28 protein-coding genes and 1 pseudogene are annotated in these 20,289 nt (G+C 39.7%); 27 read left to right on the forward strand and 2 right to left on the reverse strand.

Annotated features, from left to right (window positions below):
* The 5 genes from CO050_02420 to CO050_02440 all read left to right on the forward strand — a co-directional run bounded on the left by CO050_02420 (position 1) and on the right by CO050_02440 (position 4,179).
* Complete coding sequence (locus CO050_02420; GenBank protein PJC31642.1) at positions 1 to 1,065, forward strand: hypothetical protein; 1,065 nt, start codon at positions 1 to 3, stop codon at positions 1,063 to 1,065.
* A gap of 56 nt (positions 1,066 to 1,121) precedes the next feature.
* A complete protein-coding gene (locus tag CO050_02425) occupies positions 1,122 to 2,081 on the forward strand; it encodes a hypothetical protein (protein PJC31643.1) in 960 nt (319 codons plus the stop codon).
* A 108-nt stretch (positions 2,082 to 2,189) separates the two neighbouring features.
* Positions 2,190 to 3,407 (forward strand): hypothetical protein, encoded by a 1,218-nt coding sequence (locus tag CO050_02430; protein PJC31644.1) that lies wholly within the window; start codon positions 2,190 to 2,192, stop codon positions 3,405 to 3,407.
* Between the two features lie 131 nt (positions 3,408 to 3,538).
* Positions 3,539 to 3,793 carry a hypothetical protein gene (locus tag CO050_02435; protein ID PJC31645.1) on the forward strand — a complete coding sequence of 85 codons (255 nt, stop codon included), beginning with the start codon at positions 3,539 to 3,541 and terminating at the stop codon, positions 3,791 to 3,793.
* Positions 3,793 to 4,179 (forward strand): hypothetical protein, encoded by a 387-nt coding sequence (locus CO050_02440; GenBank protein PJC31646.1) that lies wholly within the window; start codon positions 3,793 to 3,795, stop codon positions 4,177 to 4,179. The genes CO050_02435 and CO050_02440 overlap by 1 nt, the downstream gene beginning before the upstream one ends.
* Here the strand turns inward: CO050_02440 and CO050_02445 are convergent.
* Positions 4,176 to 4,565 (reverse strand): HIT family protein, encoded by a 390-nt coding sequence (locus CO050_02445; protein PJC31647.1) that lies wholly within the window; start codon positions 4,563 to 4,565, stop codon positions 4,176 to 4,178. The genes CO050_02440 and CO050_02445 overlap by 4 nt on opposite strands.
* 104 nt (positions 4,566 to 4,669) lie before the next feature.
* Entirely contained in the window at positions 4,670 to 5,671 is a 1,002-nt protein-coding gene (locus tag CO050_02450) for a hypothetical protein (GenBank protein PJC31648.1), read from the reverse strand.
* 47 nt (positions 5,672 to 5,718) lie between these two features.
* Between CO050_02450 and CO050_02455 the strand changes: the two genes are divergently transcribed.
* From CO050_02455 to CO050_02560, 22 genes and pseudogenes are all read left to right on the forward strand, one after another.
* Positions 5,719 to 6,636: a hypothetical protein gene (locus CO050_02455; GenBank protein ID PJC31649.1), complete on the forward strand. Its 918-nt coding sequence runs from the start codon at positions 5,719 to 5,721 to the stop codon at positions 6,634 to 6,636.
* Positions 6,633 to 6,998, forward strand: coding sequence for an rRNA maturation RNase YbeY (gene ybeY / locus CO050_02460; protein ID PJC31650.1), 366 nt, complete (start codon positions 6,633 to 6,635; stop codon positions 6,996 to 6,998). The genes CO050_02455 and ybeY overlap by 4 nt, the downstream gene beginning before the upstream one ends.
* Positions 6,986 to 8,035, forward strand: a complete 1,050-nt coding sequence (gene dnaX / locus CO050_02465; GenBank protein PJC31651.1) for a DNA polymerase III, subunit gamma and tau — start codon at positions 6,986 to 6,988, stop codon at positions 8,033 to 8,035. Before ybeY ends, dnaX begins: the two co-directional genes overlap by 13 nt.
* 93 nt (positions 8,036 to 8,128) lie before the next feature.
* Complete coding sequence (locus CO050_02470) at positions 8,129 to 8,407, forward strand: hypothetical protein (GenBank protein ID PJC31652.1); 279 nt, start codon at positions 8,129 to 8,131, stop codon at positions 8,405 to 8,407.
* Between the two features lie 23 nt (positions 8,408 to 8,430).
* Positions 8,431 to 9,426 (forward strand): hypothetical protein, encoded by a 996-nt coding sequence (locus CO050_02475; protein PJC31653.1) that lies wholly within the window; start codon positions 8,431 to 8,433, stop codon positions 9,424 to 9,426.
* A 37-nt stretch (positions 9,427 to 9,463) separates the two neighbouring features.
* Positions 9,464 to 10,711: an adenosylhomocysteinase gene (locus CO050_02480; protein ID PJC31654.1), complete on the forward strand. Its 1,248-nt coding sequence runs from the start codon at positions 9,464 to 9,466 to the stop codon at positions 10,709 to 10,711.
* A gap of 3 nt (positions 10,712 to 10,714) precedes the next feature.
* Positions 10,715 to 11,632 (forward strand): hypothetical protein, encoded by a 918-nt coding sequence (locus CO050_02485; GenBank protein ID PJC31655.1) that lies wholly within the window; start codon positions 10,715 to 10,717, stop codon positions 11,630 to 11,632.
* A 6-nt stretch (positions 11,633 to 11,638) separates the two neighbouring features.
* Positions 11,639 to 12,253, forward strand: a complete 615-nt coding sequence (locus tag CO050_02490) for a recombination protein RecR (GenBank protein ID PJC31656.1) — start codon at positions 11,639 to 11,641, stop codon at positions 12,251 to 12,253.
* Positions 12,250 to 12,546: an aromatic ring hydroxylase gene (locus CO050_02495; protein ID PJC31657.1), complete on the forward strand. Its 297-nt coding sequence runs from the start codon at positions 12,250 to 12,252 to the stop codon at positions 12,544 to 12,546. The genes CO050_02490 and CO050_02495 overlap by 4 nt, the downstream gene beginning before the upstream one ends.
* 12 nt (positions 12,547 to 12,558) lie before the next feature.
* Entirely contained in the window at positions 12,559 to 13,044 is a 486-nt protein-coding gene (locus CO050_02500) for a hypothetical protein (protein PJC31658.1), read from the forward strand.
* Positions 13,045 to 13,050: 6 nt separating this feature from the next.
* Positions 13,051 to 14,460, forward strand: a complete 1,410-nt coding sequence (locus CO050_02505) for a cysteine--tRNA ligase (GenBank protein PJC31659.1) — start codon at positions 13,051 to 13,053, stop codon at positions 14,458 to 14,460.
* A 143-nt stretch (positions 14,461 to 14,603) separates the two neighbouring features.
* Positions 14,604 to 15,284 (forward strand): hypothetical protein, encoded by a 681-nt coding sequence (locus CO050_02510; protein PJC31660.1) that lies wholly within the window; start codon positions 14,604 to 14,606, stop codon positions 15,282 to 15,284.
* 43 nt (positions 15,285 to 15,327) lie between these two features.
* Positions 15,328 to 15,648 (forward strand): hypothetical protein, encoded by a 321-nt coding sequence (locus tag CO050_02515; protein ID PJC31661.1) that lies wholly within the window; start codon positions 15,328 to 15,330, stop codon positions 15,646 to 15,648.
* A gap of 64 nt (positions 15,649 to 15,712) precedes the next feature.
* Positions 15,713 to 15,970 (forward strand): hypothetical protein, encoded by a 258-nt coding sequence (locus CO050_02520; GenBank protein ID PJC31662.1) that lies wholly within the window; start codon positions 15,713 to 15,715, stop codon positions 15,968 to 15,970.
* 289 nt (positions 15,971 to 16,259) lie between these two features.
* Positions 16,260 to 16,858: pseudogene (locus CO050_02525) on the forward strand (IS1595 family transposase).
* A 122-nt stretch (positions 16,859 to 16,980) separates the two neighbouring features.
* Positions 16,981 to 17,169: a hypothetical protein gene (locus CO050_02530; protein PJC31663.1), complete on the forward strand. Its 189-nt coding sequence runs from the start codon at positions 16,981 to 16,983 to the stop codon at positions 17,167 to 17,169.
* Positions 17,170 to 17,444: 275 nt separating this feature from the next.
* Positions 17,445 to 18,287, forward strand: a complete 843-nt coding sequence (locus tag CO050_02535; GenBank protein PJC31664.1) for a hypothetical protein — start codon at positions 17,445 to 17,447, stop codon at positions 18,285 to 18,287.
* 61 nt (positions 18,288 to 18,348) lie between these two features.
* Complete coding sequence (locus CO050_02540; GenBank protein PJC31665.1) at positions 18,349 to 18,570, forward strand: hypothetical protein; 222 nt, start codon at positions 18,349 to 18,351, stop codon at positions 18,568 to 18,570.
* A gap of 140 nt (positions 18,571 to 18,710) precedes the next feature.
* Positions 18,711 to 18,890: a hypothetical protein gene (locus CO050_02545; protein PJC31666.1), complete on the forward strand. Its 180-nt coding sequence runs from the start codon at positions 18,711 to 18,713 to the stop codon at positions 18,888 to 18,890.
* 50 nt (positions 18,891 to 18,940) lie between these two features.
* Positions 18,941 to 19,405, forward strand: coding sequence for a hypothetical protein (locus CO050_02550; GenBank protein PJC31667.1), 465 nt, complete (start codon positions 18,941 to 18,943; stop codon positions 19,403 to 19,405).
* Between the two features lie 178 nt (positions 19,406 to 19,583).
* Positions 19,584 to 19,814, forward strand: coding sequence for a hypothetical protein (locus tag CO050_02555; GenBank protein ID PJC31668.1), 231 nt, complete (start codon positions 19,584 to 19,586; stop codon positions 19,812 to 19,814).
* Complete coding sequence (locus tag CO050_02560; protein PJC31669.1) at positions 19,792 to 20,286, forward strand: hypothetical protein; 495 nt, start codon at positions 19,792 to 19,794, stop codon at positions 20,284 to 20,286. Before CO050_02555 ends, CO050_02560 begins: the two co-directional genes overlap by 23 nt.
* Positions 20,287 to 20,289 lie beyond the last annotated feature (3 nt).

Below are 20,289 nucleotides of genomic sequence, written 5' to 3' on the forward strand. Positions count from 1 at the left end.
ATGGACCCAATAATTTTCATAGTTGCCCTAGCCATACTCATCTTTATCCATGAACTGGGTCACTTCTTAACAGCCAAAAAGCTAGGAATGTATGTTGAAGAATTTTCCATTGGCTTTCCACCTCGACTCATTAGCAAAAAAGTCAAAGAAACTCTCTATTCTTTAAATCTTATTCCCATCGGTGGCTACGTTAAGATTTTTGGTGAAAGTGAAGCAGATCTTGGCGATCTTACCAAAGCAGATCCAGACTATGCTCCCAAGAAAAAGCGCGCTTTTTACAACCAAGCTAGCTGGAAAAAGATTCTTGTTTTACTTGCAGGAGTCGGTATGAACTTTCTGTTTGGCTGGATCATAATATCTCTTGTATTTGTACGAGGTGTATCCGTTCCAGGAGAAGAAGTAAAAGTAATAAATGTAGCAATAGCATCGCCAGCTTCCGCTGCTGGAATTGTGAAGGGTGACATAATAGTATCAGTTGGGAAAGAGAAAATTATCTCATCCGAGGAGCTAATAGACGAAGTAAGTGAATATCTAGATAAACAAGTGGAACTGGTTTTACTTCGTGATAACGCGGAAGTTTTTGTAACTCTAGAGCCTCGTAGTAATCCACCCGCCGGCCAGGGGTCCATAGGGGTTGTCATATCTGACTTTACCGAAAAGAAATATTCTCTACTGCAAGCTCCTTGGTTAGGCTTAAAGGAATCCATTTATATTAGTGGTACTTTTTATTCAGAGATGTATAGGGGGCTTTCCAATGTTATAACCCACACTGGCCCTGGTGTGGAAGTTTCCGGACCAATAGGAATCTACAATGCCTATTCCCAGCGCGATGGCTTTTTTGAAAAACTACTTCTTACAGGTCTTATTAGCTTAAACTTAGCACTAATCAATATTCTACCAATTCCCGCTTTAGATGGGGGGCATCTATTTATAGTTCTTTATGAAACCATCACCCGTCGCAAAATATCTACAATAAAAAAACAGCGTCTAACATATGCAGGACTAATAACCCTTTTAGCCCTTTTGGTCTTCATAACAGTCAAAGACGTCATCAAGCTGTTTTAGCAAAATTTGCTCAATTGATATATTGTACATATAATATGCACTAGAAATTAAAAACTATGCATGAAAACAACCCATATCCACAAGAATATACGTTTGAATTTATTGAGAACCCGAAAGCTCTTGAGCGTCAAGATGTGGAGGAATACTTAAGAGACCCGAATAATGTTGTATGGAAACCGGCAGGAAATTTATTAACGGGCGACTTAACCAGTTCTTGTGTCGATGGTAGAGAAAATGAACCAGCCGTTGGAACACCAGGTGGTGACTTGGGAGGGTTAATTGATGTGGTAATAGTTTCAGCACAACACGTAATGCGACGTGAAATTACGGCGTGGGAGTCAAACCAAGTATTAGGGTGGTATTTACAAACATATGGTTCGGCATATATGCACACAGATGAACATGCTATGGAACATGTGCTTCAAGTTGCTAAAGAAACAGAAATTGTAGGTGAAGATTTTACAATTCAGCAACTCACAGAGTATATTCGTAGTGCAGACCCAGATCCAAAACGTGGTCATGATCTAAGAGCGATTGTCACTGATTTTGATGCAGTAGGATGCGGACACATGGCTCTAATGCTTAAGCATACTGAAGCTTACAACACAGTGGGTAGTGTTTTAAGACCACTAATGCGCTCTTTTTATGCAAGGCTGTGGGCAGGTGATAGAAGGTGTCTATTTCGTGTTCTTAGTGGCGAACACACAGAAGGAGCGGTAGTTAATATATTTGTCAACGGTGAGGATTATAAAATTACACCAGAAAGTCAAATACCTCTTGTTCGTCCCTCTGCAGGTGGTGTATCAATGTTTGTAAACCACCCTCAAGTTATCTCTTGGCAAGAACGTAGAGTTTTGAATGATTTGTATCAATCGGGAGCAATCAAGGGAATGGAGAGTCATCCACTAGCAGAGTATCAGGAACATTTAGATTTTCTAATTAACGATGGCACAAGAGAAACCATTAGTAGATTAGCCACGGGACTACCTTCATATAATATTCTGTTTAAAAAGTAACACAACCTCGGGGGTTGCGCAGAGCTTAAATAAAGCCCAAACACTCGACATTTTTATTTTATATATAAACAGTGAGTTAATTATTACTAACTGATATAATCAAGCCATATGAAATATTCAAAACTATTCGGAAAAACCATAAAGGAGCCACAAAGTGATATGAAAGCAGCTTCTCATAGACTATTGCACCAAGCTGGATTTGTCCGTGAGTCGACAGCTGGTCGTTACTTCTTTTTGCCTCTAGGAAACCTCGTCAGAAGTAAAATAATAAACATCATTCGTGAGGAGATGAATAAGGCTGGAGCACAGGAAATGATCGCCCCAGTGTTGCATCCATTGGAGCTCTGGAAAGAAACCAACCGCACAGACACCGCCAGCTTTGAGCTTACTACTCTTAAAGATCGACGTGGAGCTGAGTTTGCTTTAGGAGGAACAGCAGAGGAAATGTTTGTTGACGTTGTCCGAAAATTCCAGATCTCTTACCGAGATTTACCTTTTAATATTTACCAATTCTCTCAGAAGTTTCGGGATGAACTAAGAGCTCGGGGAGGCCTCCTTCGTGTCCGCGAATTCCTTATGAAAGATGCCTATTCATTTCATGCTAATGAGGAAGATTTTAAAAAAGAATACAAAAATATGTGGGATACATACTCTCGTATCTATAAACGAGTAGGCTTAGACACAGTAGTTGTGGAATCAGACAACGGTTACATTGGAGGAGAATATTGTCACGAGTTTGTTGTAGAAAGTGAGGCAGGTGAGAGCAAATTTTTTATAAGTGAGGACGGAAAATACGCGGCTCACGAAGACGTTGTAGATAAAAATAAATACAAAGGCAAACTTATTGAAAAACTTGGTATAGAGGTAGGTAATATTTTCCAGCTTGGGTATCACTATTCAAATAAGATGGACAATGCCACATTTGCAGGTGAGGAAGGATCACCCCAAAAATATTACATGGGTTGCTATGGAATTGGTATTGGTCGGACCCTTGCTACTATAGTTGAAGCTCATCACGATGATAAAGGCATCATCTGGCCAGATAGTGTAGCCCCATTTCAGGTATATCTAATTAATCTAAACAAAGACACCTCCAAGGCAGATGAGTTATATAAGGTACTCCAGGGTATCAAGTGGCAGGTGCTCTACGATGATCGCAAGGATGTTTCAGCTGGAGCAAAATTTGCAGATGCGGATCTTATAGGCATCCCAGTTCGCCTGGTTATCTCCGAGCGCACGGGTGACAAAATAGAATACAAACGCCGAGATAGTGACAGATCCGAACTATTATCCATCTCCCAACTCCTCTCAAAACTCAAGAAATAACAACCTCGGGGGTTGCGCAGAGCTTAATCACAGTCCAAAGATCCAACTTTTTTAATTTACATACACATTGAATAATTACCATGCATTATAATGATTGATAAAGTGCATGAAATTATGTATACATAATCAGTATGTATGGACGAATTATCTCTATCACAGAACTGCGCAGAAACTTTGGTGAACTAACCGATGACTTTGCTATAAGTTCACCACTTATTCTTACCAAGGGAGGGGCGCCATTTGCAATTCTCTCTTCTGCTCCAGAAGAAAAGCGCAAGATCCTTAAAAAATCTGCTGGAAGTTGGGCTACTACCAGTCTTGATGATGGCAATTTATGGAAGAGTTCACTTAAAAAGAAGTCACGTGCAAAAGCAATTAAGCTGTAATGCGGTACTTTATTGAAACGTCTACTATTATCGATTTTCTCCAAGGTAACAAGCAGACAGTGGAAAGCGTTCTTTCACTTAGTGGAGAACTCGTCTCGAGCTATGTATGTTTAGCTGAGCTCCATGAAGGAATTTATAGAATAGGTGAGGCATCCAAAGAAGCAGAGGGGATAAAGGATTTTTTTAATGGCTTATCATTTATTTACGGCTTGGATGAAGAAATATCAAAACAGTTTGGTCAAATTCGACTCCACCTTAAGCAAGAAGGCAACGTAATAAAGGACCTGGATATATTAATCGCTGCCACTTGTAAAGCGCACGGATTAGTTATGGTCACAAAAAACGCCAAACACTTTTCTCGCGTCCTCAATCTCCAGCTATATTAATAGGAAGTAATCTGTTTCTGAATAGCTTTTAATTCTTGTTCGCTTAACTGCAGTGACTTGTTACTCGGCGTCCCAATTCCCTGTGAAGGAATTAACTTTATGTGCACATGGGGAACCTCAAAACCCTCAATCATCATCACCACACGTTCACACTCTAGTTTTGACTTTAATAACCTTGCAACTTTTCTTGAAGCAGTCATTAATCTTAAGTATTGAGCTTTTTCTATTTCAAAAATATAGTCGCCTATATTTGTTTTAGGAATAACCAAAGTATGCCCTCTAGCCAGTGGATTAATATCCAAAAAAGCCATAAACTCCTCATCCTCCCAAACTATATATCCTGGAATTTCCCTATCAGCTATTTTTTCAAAAATACTTTTTTCCACAATAAAAATAATACCACATATATTTTAAATGCTATAAATAAATATGTTCTTAATAGAATATCTTAGGCAGTGCACCGACAGGGTCCGTTCCGCCTGCAAGGTCATTATTTAAGTTTCTCGTCAAAAAACTCAATAGTTCTGGCAATCGTTGTTGGCCACTGACCTTGGGTAAAGTTGTGATTTTCTTGTGAATAAGTAAAGTAGGCTATGTCCAACTCTTCATCTTGAAAGTCCTTATACAACTTATCCGACCAGGCAACTGGCACTTCCTCATCAACTCTTCCTTGATGAAGCTGTATTGGCGTCTCCTTATTTATCCATCTATAGTAATTAGCTGGATCATAATAAAAGACATTATATTTTTCTTCAAATTGGGTCAGCATCTTGCGCAAAGCCTTGCCACCATCATCATACTCATCTGTAAAATAAAGAATCGAGTAAGGGAAAGGTTTAGACACTGGCGCCCAAAGTACCGTTGGATATGGCTTATTCATTATTTCAAGAATAGAGATAGCTATCTGACCTCCATTAGAGTGTCCCCAAATTCCTACTCTATTTGCATCAGCTTTTTCAAGAGTTGGGATCGATGCCAATAAATCTAAAACCGTTGTATTCTTTTCAAACCTCTCTTCAAAAACATCAGCAGAAGGAGAAGCAGACTGCCCATATCCTAAAAAATCTGGAGCCAGTGTTATATATCCAGCTTCTGCAATAGCTTCGGCGGAATGATTTGTTCCAATCCCTGTTTCATAAATCTCTAGAGGCACAAAACCTCTAAGCATTACTATCACAGGAAATGGACCACTTCCCACCGGGATGTTTGCAAGTCCAGAAACTTGCTTATTGTCACTCAAGTATGTGAACAAATAACTAGTATAGTCATCTTCCTCTTTCAACACTTCCTTTAATCTTATCAGCGTCGAAGCCGCATTGTAATTTTTTAAATTTTCAAATGTGTACTTCACCAAAGGCCTACTAACCTTTGCCACTTCTTTACCAATCGGGGAAAGCAAAGCTTCATCCTGATCAAAAAACTGTAGGTATAAAAGCATCCCAGTAATGAGCAATAACAAAGACAAACCTCCAATAATAATATGCCTCTTCACATTTTCAATTATATACTTTTATCGCTCATATGCTATACTAATTTGCCATGCGAAAAATAGTAACTCATATGAACCCGGACCTGGATGCAGTTACCTCTATCTGGTTGCTCGTTCGGTGGTTACCAAATTGGCAGACGGCAGAATTTGCTTTTGTGCCAGCTGGTAAAACTATAGATAATGGTGATCCAGATCATGACCCAAACGTCCTCCACGTCGATACAGGTAGCGGCAAACTCGATCATCACCAGGCAGGGGATTATACTTGCGCTTCGCGAATTACCCTAGACTACTTAATTAAAAACGGTCACAGAGATTTTGTGCCAGCATCAGAAATTCAAATTGTAGGCTCAACAGTTCATATTTCAAAATTAGTATGGAACAAAGAAGCTCTCTCACGTATAGCAGAGGTGGTAACCCAGACGGATCATTTCCAGGAAGTACACTATCCAGATGCCCAAGCAGATTACCTGGATTTTAGGGTAGAAGAAATCTTAAATGGCTGGAAATTGTTGTACCGTGATCAAGATGAATATGTGCTTCAAATGGGGCTTAAACTCTTGGATGCAATCTACACAACTATGGTAAGCAAGGTTGATGCAGAAGATACTCTTGAAAGAGACGGGATTATCTTCAATTCTCCATTTGGCAAAGCAATAGGAGTAGAAACTAAAAATAGCCAGGTCAATGATATTGCTCAAAAAAGAGGATATAAACTAGTCGTTCGGCGTCATCCACAGCTAAAAAATATAAACATTAAAGTTCCACCTCCAAACTTAATGAAAAATGAAAAAGGTTCTATAGATCTCACCAAGCTTTACGAAGCTCTTAAATCTAAAGACCCTCAAGCTGACTGGTTCTTGCATGCGTCAAAAACAATGCTTCTAAATGGCTCAGCAAAAAATCCAGATATGAAGCACACAATCCTAACCCTCAACCAGGTAATAGAAATTATTAAAACACTATGAACGTTGTAATAAAAACAAAATACATGGTAGATACAGACAGGCTTACAAAAACTGCCAAAGAAGAACTAGCAGGCCAGCCGGAGGATAGCTTAGTTCAAGTGACTATTGCAGACAACCAAACCCTAGCAAGCCTTAACAAAAAATACCGTAACAAGGAAGGTCCAACTCCAGTACTTTCTTTTTCTCAAATTGAGCCAACTAAAGTCACATTTCCAGAACTTGATCTTCAACAGCATTACTTAGGCGATGTAATAATCGCATATCCCCTGGCACAAGAATTAGCCAAAGAACGCAAAGAAACAATTTCCGAAACCTTAGAAATGTTAGTAAGACACGGTGTAAATAAGTTATGTACTACTTAAAATATAGACCACAATTAATCGATGAATTAGACTTGCTTTCTGTCCGTGATAGACTTGCAAACATTCTTAAAAGTGCGAGCTTACCCCATGCCTTTCTTTTCACAGGCCCCAGGGGTGCTGGTAAGACAAGCGCAGCCAGAATTATTGCAAAGTTCATTAACTGTAAAAAAAGAACCAAAAATGGTGAGCCCTGTAATAACTGTGATTCCTGTATATCTGTTAAAGCTAATCGCCACATGGATGTCTTCGAGATTGATGCAGCCTCAAACCGAGGAATTGATCAAATTAGAGATCTTCGAGACAAAATAGGTCTTTCTCCCTCTTCGGGGGATTATAAGATATATATTATTGACGAGGTGCACATGTTAACAAAAGAAGCTTTTAACGCGCTTCTAAAAACTCTTGAAGAGCCACCAAAACACGCCGTATTTATCCTCGCCACCACCGAAGCACATAAACTACCAGAAACCATCAAAAGTCGTTGCATCGAAGTAGTTTTTCCCAAAGCAAGTGCCGAGGAGATCGTACGCTCTCTGAAGAGAGTAGTAGTTGGTGAAAAATTAACAGTTACCAACGAGGTACTACTGAGCATTGTAGATGTTGCCGATGGGTCTTTTCGCGATGCCACAAAAATATTAGAAGAAGCATCAAGTAAAGATACAACTATAACTAATGAGTTACTAGCCAAAGTAGCAGGAACTGGTCGGGGAGAAGTGGATAAATTTATTATTCTTTTAGGTAAGAAAGATGCCTCAAAACTAATCGAGTATATCAATTCCAGAGTTAACGATGGAATTGACCCTTCTTGGCTTACCAAAGCAACGCTCGATGCCCTCCATCAACAGTTTCTAGCAAGCCATGGAATTATTGAGATTCAAGATTCAAGAATCAAGATTCAAGATTCTGAACTTATTAAGCTTATGCGCGTGCTTGAGCAAGCTTCACGCGATGAAAAGTTTGCGACCATTCCCCAAATGCCATTAGAATTAGCAGTGATTGATTGGTGTAAATCACACTCCCGGAGTGATATAGGTTGACACCAAAGGAAATTAGGTAGGGGTCCCGCTTTTGCGGGATCTAGAGCTCACTATTCCCCCAGAGGGGAATGTGATTCTAGGAGGTGAATAAATATGCAGAATCCTTTAAAAGGTTTAGGAGATTTAAATAAACTAAGAAAACAGGCTCAAGAGATGCAAAAAGCTCTCTCTGGGCAAACTATTGAGATTAATGAGGATGGAGTAGAAATTGTGATGACAGGTGATCAGAAAATTAAGTCATTAACCATAGACGGAGTTGAAAGTAGCCGCGTCAAAAAAGCGGTCGAGCGTGCTATCAAAGAGGCTCAAACTGTAGCAGCTCGTCAATTTGCTTCCATGTCTGGAGGCATGGGAGGCCTTCTCGGCCAGTAAGCCTATCTAAGGACCGTCCTTAGATGAAAATTATTATGATAATAGTTACAGGAACAGTAGGGTTTGATCATATCATGGATTATGATGGCTTGTTTGCTAATCATATTAATCCTGCAAATATTCACAAGCTGAATATCTCTTTTAATATTGAGGAGGTAACCAAGCAAATAGGTGGAACAGCAGCTAACCAAGCATATAGCTTAGGCTTGCTTGGCACATATCCATATTTAGTGACAACAGCTGGCGATGATTTTGACCAGATCAATGCTTATCTAAAGGCAGTCGGAGTAGATACAAGTAGCGTCTTGCAAATTCCTGGTAAGCCTTGCTGTGTGGGTTTTGTGATGACAGACAAGTCAGATAATCAGATCTGGGGGTATGCAGCCGGAGCAGGTAATGCAACGAAAAATCTAAGTTTTGTCAAATTAGCAAAAAAAGTAATAAGTAAGCAAAAACCCAAGAAGCCGTTTGTTATTATTGCTCCCCAGAATTACCAGGCAATGTTAAATTGGGCCAAAGAATGCAGAGAGCTTAATCTTGCCTACGCTTTTGACCCAGCTTTTTATATACCCCAGATGGGGAAAGCTCAACTAAAACAAGCCATATTGGGAGCTGAGCTTTTATTTGGAAATGACTATGAAATTGATCTGATTAAATCAAAACTAAAGCTTAAAAAACTACAATTTAAAAATCCCAATCTCAAAGCAACTATCAAAACCGTTGGGCCCGAAGGATCAGTTATTATAGATAACAAAACAGGGAAAGAATTTAAAATTAAGGCGGCAAAGGTACAACAAGTTATAGATCCGACTGGAGCGGGGGATGCGTATCGTTCTGGTTTTATAACAGGATATCTCAATGGCCAATCATTAAAAGTCTGCGGACAAATGGGCGCAGTCGCAGCTGCCTATGCCATTGAGCACTTAGGAACTATAAATCACAAATTTACTATTCCCCAATTTAATAAAAGATATAAACAAAATTACAACTCCACAGGCGGAACGGACCCTGCGGAGTAAGAACAATTGATTCATATGGTACAATGACAAAATTATTGTGGACTACGATATTAAAGATATAAAATTGAGAGCAGAAGGCAAGAAGCGCATCTTGTGGGCAAAGCAACGTATGCCGGTTCTTGCCACAATAGGAGAGCGTTTTTCTAAGAATAAGACCTTAAAGGGGCTGAAAATTGGCGCCTGTCTACACGTTACAACCGAAACCGCCAATCTTATGATCACCTTGAAATGCGCGGGAGCCGATGTTTACTTGTGTGCCTCAAATCCTTTATCTACCCAAGACGACACAGCAGCATCACTAGTCAAAGACTATAAAATACCTGTCTTTGCTATCCATGGAGAAGACAATAAAACATATTACAAACACTTAAAAAGTGTCTTGGATAAAAAGCCAAACATAACAATGGACGACGGCGCCGATTTAGTTACAGCCTTACACAAACTGAAAATAGACTGGGCCTTTTATGGCAGTAGCGAGGAAACAACAACTGGCGTCATCAGACTCAAAGCTATGGCAAACGACAATGCTCTTAAAATTCCGGTCCTCGCTGTAAACGACTCATACACCAAATACATGTTCGATAACCGTTACGGCACAGGTCAATCAACCATCGACGGGATTTTACGGGCCACCAATATTTTACTCGCTGGCAAAAGAGTGGTCGTGGCGGGCTATGGCTGGTGCGGTCGCGGCTTTGCAGCGCGCGTAAAAGGTATGGGCGCACATGTAATTGTTACAGAAGTTGACCCCATAAGAGCGCTTGAGGCAACTATGGATGGCTTTGAGGTAATGCCAATGAATATCGCTGTAAAGACTGGTGACCTTTTTGTTACCCTGACAGGGGATAAATCAGTTATTACTCTAAAGCATCTAAAAGCCATGAAGGACGGAGCAATAGTCGCAAATTCCGGCCACTTTAATGTAGAGATAGAGATGAATAAGCTGGAAAAAGCAGCCTCCTCCAAAAAAGAAATACGAGAAAATACTATGGAGTACACACTTGGCAAAAAACATGTGTATATTTTAGGAGAAGGAAGGCTTATTAATTTAGCGGCCGCCGAGGGTCATCCAGCTGAGGTTATGGATATGAGCTTTGCCAACCAGGCATTAGCAGCTGAGTGGTTTTACCAAAACAGGGGAAAACTAAAGCCACAGGTTTACAAGTTATCTAAAAAGTTGGATAATGAAGTTGCCAGTTTAAAGCTTAAAGCTATGGGAGTTAAGTTTGACCGTTTGACTCCTGAACAAAAGAAATACTTAAACAGCTGGCAAGAGGGAACTTAAGCTATGAAAATATTTTCAGGCACGTCAAACTTACCACTAGCCCAAAAAGTCGCGGATTCTCTTAATACCACTTTGGGTAAAGTTGAGATAATTCGCTTTGACGACCAGGAGTGCCGGGTGCGTATTGAGGAGGAAGTTGAGAGGGAGAACATCGTATTTGTTCAATCAACATCTAATCCACCAGATAAGTTCTTAATGGAGTCATATTTATTTGCGGACTCAGCCAAGCGCTCGGGTGCTAAAGAAATCACCTTAGTCATGCCATATTTTGGCTATGCCCGGCAAGATAAGGAGCATCGCAAGGGTGAATCAGTATCCGCTTCTATTGTTACAAAATGCCTAGAAGTGTCTGGATTCACGAAGCTTCTAACTTTTGATATCCATTCCAAATATGTGTTGTCATTTTTTAATAAAGTGCAAACACAACACGAAAGCGTACTGCCTGAAATGGTTGCACAGTTAATTAAAGAACACAAGTTAGACATGTCCAATCTAGGAATCTTTTCACCCGATCAAGATGGCGCACACCGATCTAGATATGTTATCCAGAAAATTGGGGGAGGACAGTACGGCTTTGTCCAAAAAGAGCGCGATCTGGATCAGCTGCACACCTTGCGCGCAATCCATGGACAGCGCCATATGGGAGATCCTAAGGACAAGGACATCATCCTCATCGATGATATGGTGGCCTCTGGTGGCACTATTATTGAAGCAATGAAAATCTTAAAAGAAGAAGGCGCAAAAAGAATTTTTGTTGCCGCGACACATGCCATCTTTATTCGTGATGCATTAGCCTTGATGAAAGACCCAAGGCTTGAAGCTGTCTATGTTGCAGATACTATTAACCAACCAGAATTAGCAAAAGACCCTAAGTTTACAATTTTCTCCACTGCATCCACTATCGCCTCCATGCTACAATAACTTACCGTGGCAAAGCTACCTAAACCATTACAGAATGTCATTGATGCTTTTGAGCGTTTACCGGGAATTGGCTCCAGATCAGCTCAACGTCTTGGTTTTTATTTGGTAAATGTACCAGAATATGAATTAACAAAGTTTGCCGATGCTCTTATAGAGCTAAAAAGGGGGACAGTCAAGTGCTCCATCTGCTATAACGTTTCAGAATCCGAACCCTGTTATGTTTGCGGTGATAACTCTCGCGAGGAGACAACTTTACTTGTTGTTGAGCAACCCATCGACGTACTTAACTTTGAAAAAATGGGAAGATATAAGGGCCAATACCACGTCCTACATGGCAGGATCGATCCCCTAAACAACATTGGACCAGATGACATTTACATTGATCAGCTTCTTAAACGCCTGTCAAAAAGCGCTATCAAAGAGCTAATTTTGGCTCTAAATCCTGACATGGAAGGGGAAGCTACGGCAATGTATATCAGTAAACAACTAACAGACAAAACTAAGTTAAAACAAAAACTAAAAATAACACGCCTTGCCAATGGTCTTCCTGTTGGCTCCAGCGTTGAATTTGCAGACGAAATAACATTAGGCAGAGCCCTAGAAGGCCGTCGTGAACTATGACCAAAGGAGATATTACAAAAATCCTAAAAACTATTCCTGATCCGGAATTAGGAGTAAGCATCTATGATTTGGGGCTAATATATGATATTAAAATAAAAGGCACTAAAGTTACGGTTGTGATGACTCTTACAACCATGGGCTGTCCACTATTTTCAGAAATTTCTGATCCTATCAAGAACAGAGTTGGCAATCTGAAAGGTGTCTCTGAAGTAAAAATAGAGCTTACTTTCGATCCACTCTGGGAGCCAGATAAGATGTCCAAAAAAGCCAAACTCGAATTAGGCTTTGTGTAGTAAAATATTGATATGCCAGGAAATGTAAACAGGCCCGCTGGATTCAGTCCTTTCTCACAGGTATCTGGTATCCAAGGAGAAAAAGATGCAGAGGTAGGCCGCAGGTTAGAGCAAGGACTTGTTGCCGATCCAGCCAAACGCCAACAGCAAATCGGCAATCTTCAGCAACAAAAAGATCAAGACTGGGAGCTAAAGCTTGAACAAATGAAAGCGGCTGATAAGGAAAAGTCTGAAGCTGAAATATCTACTATATCTGCGTTCATTAAAGAAGTGGCTAATGAAGAACGCGAAAGACACGGGGAGATGAGGCAACGAGCAACAGAAATAAGAGAAGAAAAGCTCTCCGCTGACGCAAAAAAAGAACAAAGAGAGTCTATTATGGGAGAATTAGCCCAGCCAACTTCCAAACCCAAACAAGGATTTATGATCAAATTGCTTAAAAAAGGACAAGGAGCAATGGCTGAATCCAAAGGTGCCCAAACAAAAGGCGGAGGCTAATGAGCGATGAAACTATATAACACACTAAGTAGAAAAATTGAGGAATTTGAGCCACTAAACCCACCAAAAGTAGGCCTCTATACTTGCGGACCAACTGTATACGACTATGAACACATCGGACACGGAAGAAAATATGTCAACGATGACATTCTAACTAGAACTCTATCATATTTTAATTATGAAGTTAATCATGTCCAAAACGTAACTGACGTCGGGCATCTGGTTTCAGACGCGGATGAAGGGGAAGATAAGCTTGAAAAAGGAGCAAAAAAGCACAACAAATCCGTCTATGAAGTCGTTGATTTCTTTACAAAACATTTCTATAGATCAATGGATATGCTCAATATTAAAAGGCCCAATATAATCGCCAAAGCGACAGAGCATATTCTTGCACAGATTAAGCTAGTCAGTCAACTTGTAGATAAAAATTATGCATACGATACGCCCGAGGCGGTATATTTTAACGTCACAAAATTCAAAAATTATGGCGCTCTTGATCCTCAACAAATGGATGAAAAGAAAACAGCGGTTAGGGAAGAAGTTCAAACAGGTGATCACAAGAAAAATCCTGCAGACTTTGCCCTTTGGTTTAAAAGAGTTGGTAGATTCAAAGACCATATCATGCACTGGGACAGCCCCTGGGGAGACGGATTTCCGGGATGGCATATCGAGTGCTCAGCTATGAGCATGCAGTACCTTGGGCCAACTCTGGATATTCATACTGGTGGAGTAGATCATATAGCCGTTCACCATCCGAACGAAATTGCCCAAAGCGAAGGAGCTACAGGGAGAGAGTTTGTAAAGTACTGGGTTCATCATGAAATGCTTTTGGTGAATGGTAAAAAAATGAGCAAAAGCCTAGATAATGTCTACAAAATAGAGGACATCATAGAAAAAGGATTTGAACCACTAGATCTTAGGTATCTTTATCTAACAGCCCACTACCGAAAGCAACAAAATTTCACATGGGAAGCGCTAAAAAGTGTCCGTACTACGCGAATACGCTTAGGGAAGCTGGTTAGTCAGTGGGATGATCCGAGAGAAAACGGAATAGAAGAACTAGAGACAAAATTCTCTCTTGCAATTTGCAATGATTTAAACATGCCCGAAGCGCTGGCCGTCCTCTGGGAAACTGTTAATTCAGATTACCCAACTGGAGCAAAGCATGCCAGCGTACTAAAAATGGACAAAGTTTTAGGATTACAACTAGATAAAGTTAGCGACGGCCGGCTTAAATTAAAAAACTTACCAGATAAAATTCAGAAATTAGTACAAAAAAGACAGGAATATCGCAAACAAAAGGAATGGAAACAGGCAGATATTCTCCGCGGGGAGATAAATGAACATGGCTATGAAGTGGAAGATATGGGCGCTAGCAGCGCTGTTTATGCTAAAGACAGATCTGTTAACAAGTAAAAGACATACTTCGTACGCATCCAGTTTTCCTATAGGTTATTGACCCACCTATACCCCCATGCTATATTCACACCATCTTTATGTTACAGATACAAGCAATCCAATAACTCCGCAACGCCGGGGTTTTTTAATGCTTGATTATTATGAGACATCTAATAATTAACGGAGACGATCTAGGATTATGCAACGGTGTAAACCGTGCTATCTTTGCCCTTCACGAACTAGGAATGCTCACAAGCGCTTCCCTTATAGTAAGCGGAGAGAGAACAATAGAAGCCATTGAAACAGTAAAAAATAAGTATCCAAATATTTCACTTGGACTTCATCTTAGATTTGGTGAACCGCCTTTTAAGATAGATCGTCTTGTAGAGGAGATGAATAATCAATGGAAGAAGTTCTATCAACTTGTTGGAAAATCTCCAACCCATGTAGACATTCATCGCTATCCCAGCATCGCGCTGCAGATCTCCAGATTTTTGCCAGAACGAGTTCCTATGAGAAACGTTGGCTCAATTCACTATATAGATAAATTTAATGGCAATAACGGGGAAGATGGAGTAACCCCTGCTAATCTTATTAAAATATTAAAGCGTATTAAAAAGGGAATATATGAGCTATCTTGTCAGCCAAGTTACGAACCTATCGAAGAGAATGGGGATATAGAAGAATGTGGCGACTGTCGCCAGCTACAGCTCAAGACTCTCTTTGATGAGCGGGTTCGTATGATCATGGAAATGCGGGACATTAGCTTGATCTCATATAAAGATGTTCTTACAAATGACATCTTTCGTGTACACACCTTAGAGCGCCACTACGTCGGCTAACCCCAATTTGACAATATAAAGAGCTAGAGCTAAAATACGCTCTATGCATGAATATAATCATTCTTGCCAATATAGGGAAGACCAAGTGTCAGAACCTGGAAGAAAAATATCAGATTTTATAAACCCTTACCAATCTAGGAAATTCCCAGAACAACCTGGAAAGACATTTTCTACTCCCAAAGGTCCAAGTATGTCCGAGGCTCAACAAAACCCATACTGCTTTGCAACAAATGAATTAGCCCCAGTGCTTTGCAATATTGACAGCCCCTTTTGCCCGATAGCGTTTTTTGAATCCAATATTTATAGTTTACAGGAAGCAAAAGATATACTTGAGGAAATTACTTCTTCTTCCTCGTCTTTATAACCGTAGGGATGGGGTTTAGATATGAGGCAAGCCTAAATCCAATATAAGACCCTACAATAATATTATGACAAACAAAAACACACTTTCCAAAATCATACCAATCGTATTTATAGTGCTCCTTGCTGGACTTTCTGTTTTGTGGATTAAATATCAAAATACTATGAAAGAACTTGAAACAATAACTAAATCATTGCTTATTAAGAAATCTGAAAACGTAAAACTTAAAAGCGATATAAATGCAACGAAATATTGTCTTTCGTTAATAGAAAGTGGCTCAACAGATTTTACTGTTGAACGATGCAAACTAATGCTTGGAGAGTAAACCCTAACAGATAACTCCAAACCATTACTTAGAATTTTTTAGACTCAGACCCTTAAGAACCCCCTTTTCTTCCTATCATGCTTCTTCATTTTATGGGGTTAAAATCATCTGTCAAAAGGTGTGTCTTTGATCCTTTTTTTCTCCGTTTCACTTCGTTAAAAACTTTTGACAGAACACTTTCGTTTGATTTTCACCCCATGCCACTTTTTTTGCATGATAGGAATAAAAATCTACTGCAGATTATTAATTTAGAGTCTTGCCCAGTTAACGTAGTGTAAAATATCAAAGAATGACGTTAATTAGGGCAAAAAGGAGCTTTATTAAACGGATTAAAATTTCTGATCAAAAACTAAGGCTTATAGTCAAGTGTTTTTGTGTTGATTGCACAGCATTTCAATCGTCAAAAATAGTGGGAGTAAACAGAAAAACTGTTGATAGGTATTTTAACTTTTTGCGAAAAATAGTCATCTCCTCCGCAGTTTTAGAAAGAAAAGAGAGTAAAATCTCAAACGGAATTGAGGTTGATGAAAGTTATTTTGGAGCAAAACGTGTCAGAGGTAAAAGAAGAAGGGGAGCTGGTAGAAAGATTATTGTTTTAGGTCTTCTGAAAAGACAGGGAAAGGTTTTTACAAGCATCATCCCACGGGTGCCGATATTTATACTGACGGCTGGAGTAGCTATGACGCTTTGGTAGTTTATGGTTACAATCACAAAAAAGTTAAACATGAAGACGATGAATTTGCAAAAGAAGACGGGACTCACATTAACGGGATTGAGTCTTTCTGGAGTTTTACAAAAAGAAGATTATCAAAATTTAATGGAATACCAAAAAGTCTATTCTCAATTTATCTACTAGAATCAGAATGGCGTTTTAACCACAGAGGTGATACCATGATTATGGTGAAAAAACTAATTAAAAATTGTCGACTAACAGAACCTTATAGGTTGGAAAAACTAATCGCTTATCTGGGCAAGACCCTAATTTATTCCCCTTAAAGGAGGTGAAAATTATGAAATTGTTAACAAAGGTGTTCTTTGGATTTGTATCGATATTTGGTGATTACAATGACGAGTGGGGATACTTTTCTCTTAATGAGCTGAAAACTTATGTTGGTAAGTTTGGACTAGGGATAGAAAGAGATCTGCACTTTGAGAAACAAAGAATGAGCAAAGTAATGCCAAGTGCGATACTGGAGTAGGTTAAAATTAATCCGTGGGTAGCGAAAGTTACCTGCGGATTGTTTATTTCTTCCTTAGTATAAAGAACCAAACAGCTTGAGCAATAAGTAGTAAAGCAAGTATGCTGATTACAACAATCACCCATGGAGAAGTAAATGGGCTTTTTGATTCAATTTGTACTGTAAAGCTAAATTCTTCAACTTCTCCATTAAGTGTTACTGCCTGTTCTCCAACTTGACCTTTGTAATCAATAACTACTTAATATTTAAGGACCGTCCTTAAATATTGCACTCATATCAATACCAATTATTGCATCATCCTGTATAATAGATTTGTGAACAACATTACTCAACTTTTCCTCTTATCAACCTTAGGAAGTGTAGTCGCCCTAGTTGGGGGAGTTATCTTTCTATACAACAAAAAATGGTCCCAAGCTCTCGAAAAACATTCAATCCCATTTGCCGCTGGCGTACTCATCACAGTTGCTCTTGTTGGACTGCTGCCAGAGGCTGTGGAGCTAGTTAATGAGCATGCTTATACCATTGTGCTACTTACGTTCCTAGCCACATATGTTTTCGAGCACATCTTTTTTGATCTACATCACCATCACGAAGAAAGCAGCCATCACCATCAGCACCACAAATCATCAGTTCCTTTAGTTATTATTGGTGACACTATTCACAATTTTATAGACGGAATAACTATTGGTGTAAGCTTTTTACTCGCACCAGGGCTAGGACTCATAACTGCCATTTCAACTTTTTTACATGAAGTTCCCCATGAAGTTGGGGACTTTGGAATACTGTTAAAAGCTGGTTGGCACCGCAAAAATATAATTATAGTTAATCTAATTTCTGCATCGGTCACGATCATTGGAGCATTTTTAGTGTTTTATCTTAATGTAGGGGATTCCATCGTAGGAACTATGTTAGCTGTTGCTGCTGGTATTTTTCTTTATCTTGGAGCAAGCGATTTTTTGCCATCCATAGAGAAAGAATCCAGTTCAAAGATGCAGGCCATTTTCCCACTCCTCTTGGGAGCCATTATAATGATGGCAGCCCTCCTTCTCATACCTCACTCACAGCCCAGTGGGCCACAAGAATTCGACTCCTTCGCCAATCTCTACAGCAATAAATAAAAATTTTGACTTTAAAGACCAAAGACGTATAATCAAGCCAAATGTTAGGAGGTGATATGTTATGTGTGATATTTTAAATGATGCTAAATGGCTAGCAAAACAAATGGGATTGCCTAAGACCGAGGTTAAATGTGCGTTTGTTGATGTGTGTGAACCAGCAGATGGTGTATGCTACATGGGATTTGATCTATCAGAAGCTGACCTTGCTGCAAGCGGAACAGAGCAGGTAGCAAGTTTTTACAATAGCCTACAAGCAACAGTTCAGATACAAGCAGCTCGGTAAGGGTACAACCCACAACCCACTCCTGGAGTGGGTGTGAGCGCACACTTAAGGATACGAAAGGCTGGACCTTTCATAAATACACATTAGAGATGTATAATAACCAAGAGATGTATAATACATCCTAGAGGAGGTGAGAACATATGTTACAAGAAGGAGATAAAACATTACCACTAAATGTTCTAGCACAGGCAGAAGTTCAAGCCTATGAAGCAGCTAGACCTGATGGAAGTCCAATAATAACGACGGCTATAATTAGGGACATTGAACTACAAATACACAATACAGCTCAAGCAATTCCCGTACTAGGCGAAAGCGCATAACCAACTCCAACCCTCGGGGTTGGACTAAGTTAATGTGATATAATCCCAGTATGGACAAACAGTTATTCCAGTTTATCAAAAGAGCTGCGAAGGCTACCTATGCTGGGGGAGGGAAGTATGAGGAGAATCCAGAGCGACCTGGATTTAATGAGTTAGTCTTTGCAGAAGGAGAATTTTCATATCGAGATAGTTATACAGGTTTTATCCGTTCCCGTGGAATGGAAGTGGTCCGCCAAAATAATAAACCCCTTTGGTCTTCTTTGTATGGCGGGGGAATGGTCGAGGGAAAAGAGGAACTAGCTAGCCAAACATTTGGTTTCCTCAAAAAAGCCATATCTGAGGCTGAAGAAGAATTTTTATCTTTCAGGGGTCCACACAATTTTAAAGATAACGACTGGGAATATAAGTATACTCAAGAGGGGGACGTAAATGAATTTCATGGATATGAAGAAATATACTATAAACAAGATCTTGTCTTCTTCCACCGCATCATCGGAGGAATAATCAGGCGGTGATATGTTATACAACCCACAACCCACTCCTGGAGTGGGTTTGAGCGCACACTTAAGGATTAACTCCAACCCTCGTCGGGGTTAGAGTAGGCTTGGACTGGTGGGCTAACTGCATAATTAGCTAATGACAACTGAGAGACTTGTATTATGGTGGAGGAATTAACATGCTATACTAAAAAATATGAGTGATACTGACCAAATGCTTAGAGCAATAATTAATGAACAATCGGATCTAAAACAGGAGCTGTTGAAGAAAATTGAAGAAGTTGATATAAAACTTGGAGGAGTTGAGGAAAGACTTGGTAAAAAGATAGATAAGGTGGAAGGGAAAGTTTTAGTTAATACTAAAAGACTAGACAAAATAGGATCCCAGCTTGCCTACCTTGAGGATGACACGCCAACCAATATATGATATTAGTCTGGAGGTGATATTTATGAGCAAACAAGTAATGATAATCGGAGGGGTAGTAATCGCAATCCTAGCCGGTTTTTTAATTTTCTCAAACAAACCAGTAAGCGCACCAGAAGAAATGATGGAGAGAGCTAATGAAGAACCAATGATGGAAGAGGATTCCAGCATTATGGAAGGTGAGGAAGGTATGATGAATATCGAACACGAATTTACAGTCACTGGCTCAAATTTTAAATTTGACACTGACACTATGACTGTCAAAAAAGGGAACACTGTCAAGGTTACTTTCATGAGTGAGGATAGTACTCATGACTTTGTAATCGATGAGTTTGGTGTCAAAACCAAAGTTCTTAAAAGTGGAGAAAAAGAAGTAATTACATTCGTTGCTGACAAAGCAGGGACTTACAGTTTCTATTGTTCAGTGGGAAACCACCGCGCAATGGGAATGGAAGGAACTCTTATTGTTGAGTAAGTA

The organism is Candidatus Roizmanbacteria bacterium CG_4_9_14_0_2_um_filter_38_17, assembly GCA_002788855.1.
Taxonomy (GTDB): domain Bacteria; phylum Patescibacteriota; class Microgenomatia.

Coding starts and splice junctions, on each gene's coding strand:
- CO050_02425 (PJC31643.1), top strand. CDS start 1,122: ATGCATGAAAACAACCCATATCCACAAGAATATACGTTTGAATTTATT.
- CO050_02505 (PJC31659.1), top strand. CDS start 13,051: ATGAAACTATATAACACACTAAGTAGAAAAATTGAGGAATTTGAGCCA.
- CO050_02420 (PJC31642.1), top strand. CDS start 1: ATGGACCCAATAATTTTCATAGTTGCCCTAGCCATACTCATCTTTATC.
- CO050_02430 (PJC31644.1), top strand. CDS start 2,190: ATGAAATATTCAAAACTATTCGGAAAAACCATAAAGGAGCCACAAAGT.
- CO050_02515 (PJC31661.1), top strand. CDS start 15,328: ATGCATGAATATAATCATTCTTGCCAATATAGGGAAGACCAAGTGTCA.
- CO050_02485 (PJC31655.1), top strand. CDS start 10,715: ATGAAAATATTTTCAGGCACGTCAAACTTACCACTAGCCCAAAAAGTC.
- CO050_02455 (PJC31649.1), top strand. CDS start 5,719: ATGCGAAAAATAGTAACTCATATGAACCCGGACCTGGATGCAGTTACC.
- CO050_02495 (PJC31657.1), top strand. CDS start 12,250: ATGACCAAAGGAGATATTACAAAAATCCTAAAAACTATTCCTGATCCG.
- dnaX (PJC31651.1), top strand. CDS start 6,986: ATGTACTACTTAAAATATAGACCACAATTAATCGATGAATTAGACTTG.
- CO050_02440 (PJC31646.1), top strand. CDS start 3,793: ATGCGGTACTTTATTGAAACGTCTACTATTATCGATTTTCTCCAAGGT.
- CO050_02560 (PJC31669.1), top strand. CDS start 19,792: ATGACACGCCAACCAATATATGATATTAGTCTGGAGGTGATATTTATG.
- CO050_02550 (PJC31667.1), top strand. CDS start 18,941: ATGGACAAACAGTTATTCCAGTTTATCAAAAGAGCTGCGAAGGCTACC.
- CO050_02500 (PJC31658.1), top strand. CDS start 12,559: ATGCCAGGAAATGTAAACAGGCCCGCTGGATTCAGTCCTTTCTCACAG.
- CO050_02475 (PJC31653.1), top strand. CDS start 8,431: ATGAAAATTATTATGATAATAGTTACAGGAACAGTAGGGTTTGATCAT.
- CO050_02530 (PJC31663.1), top strand. CDS start 16,981: ATGAAATTGTTAACAAAGGTGTTCTTTGGATTTGTATCGATATTTGGT.
- CO050_02555 (PJC31668.1), top strand. CDS start 19,584: ATGAGTGATACTGACCAAATGCTTAGAGCAATAATTAATGAACAATCG.
- CO050_02510 (PJC31660.1), top strand. CDS start 14,604: ATGAGACATCTAATAATTAACGGAGACGATCTAGGATTATGCAACGGT.
- CO050_02540 (PJC31665.1), top strand. CDS start 18,349: ATGTGTGATATTTTAAATGATGCTAAATGGCTAGCAAAACAAATGGGA.
- CO050_02545 (PJC31666.1), top strand. CDS start 18,711: ATGTTACAAGAAGGAGATAAAACATTACCACTAAATGTTCTAGCACAG.
- CO050_02435 (PJC31645.1), top strand. CDS start 3,539: ATGTATGGACGAATTATCTCTATCACAGAACTGCGCAGAAACTTTGGT.
- CO050_02470 (PJC31652.1), top strand. CDS start 8,129: ATGCAGAATCCTTTAAAAGGTTTAGGAGATTTAAATAAACTAAGAAAA.
- ybeY (PJC31650.1), top strand. CDS start 6,633: ATGAACGTTGTAATAAAAACAAAATACATGGTAGATACAGACAGGCTT.
- CO050_02520 (PJC31662.1), top strand. CDS start 15,713: ATGACAAACAAAAACACACTTTCCAAAATCATACCAATCGTATTTATA.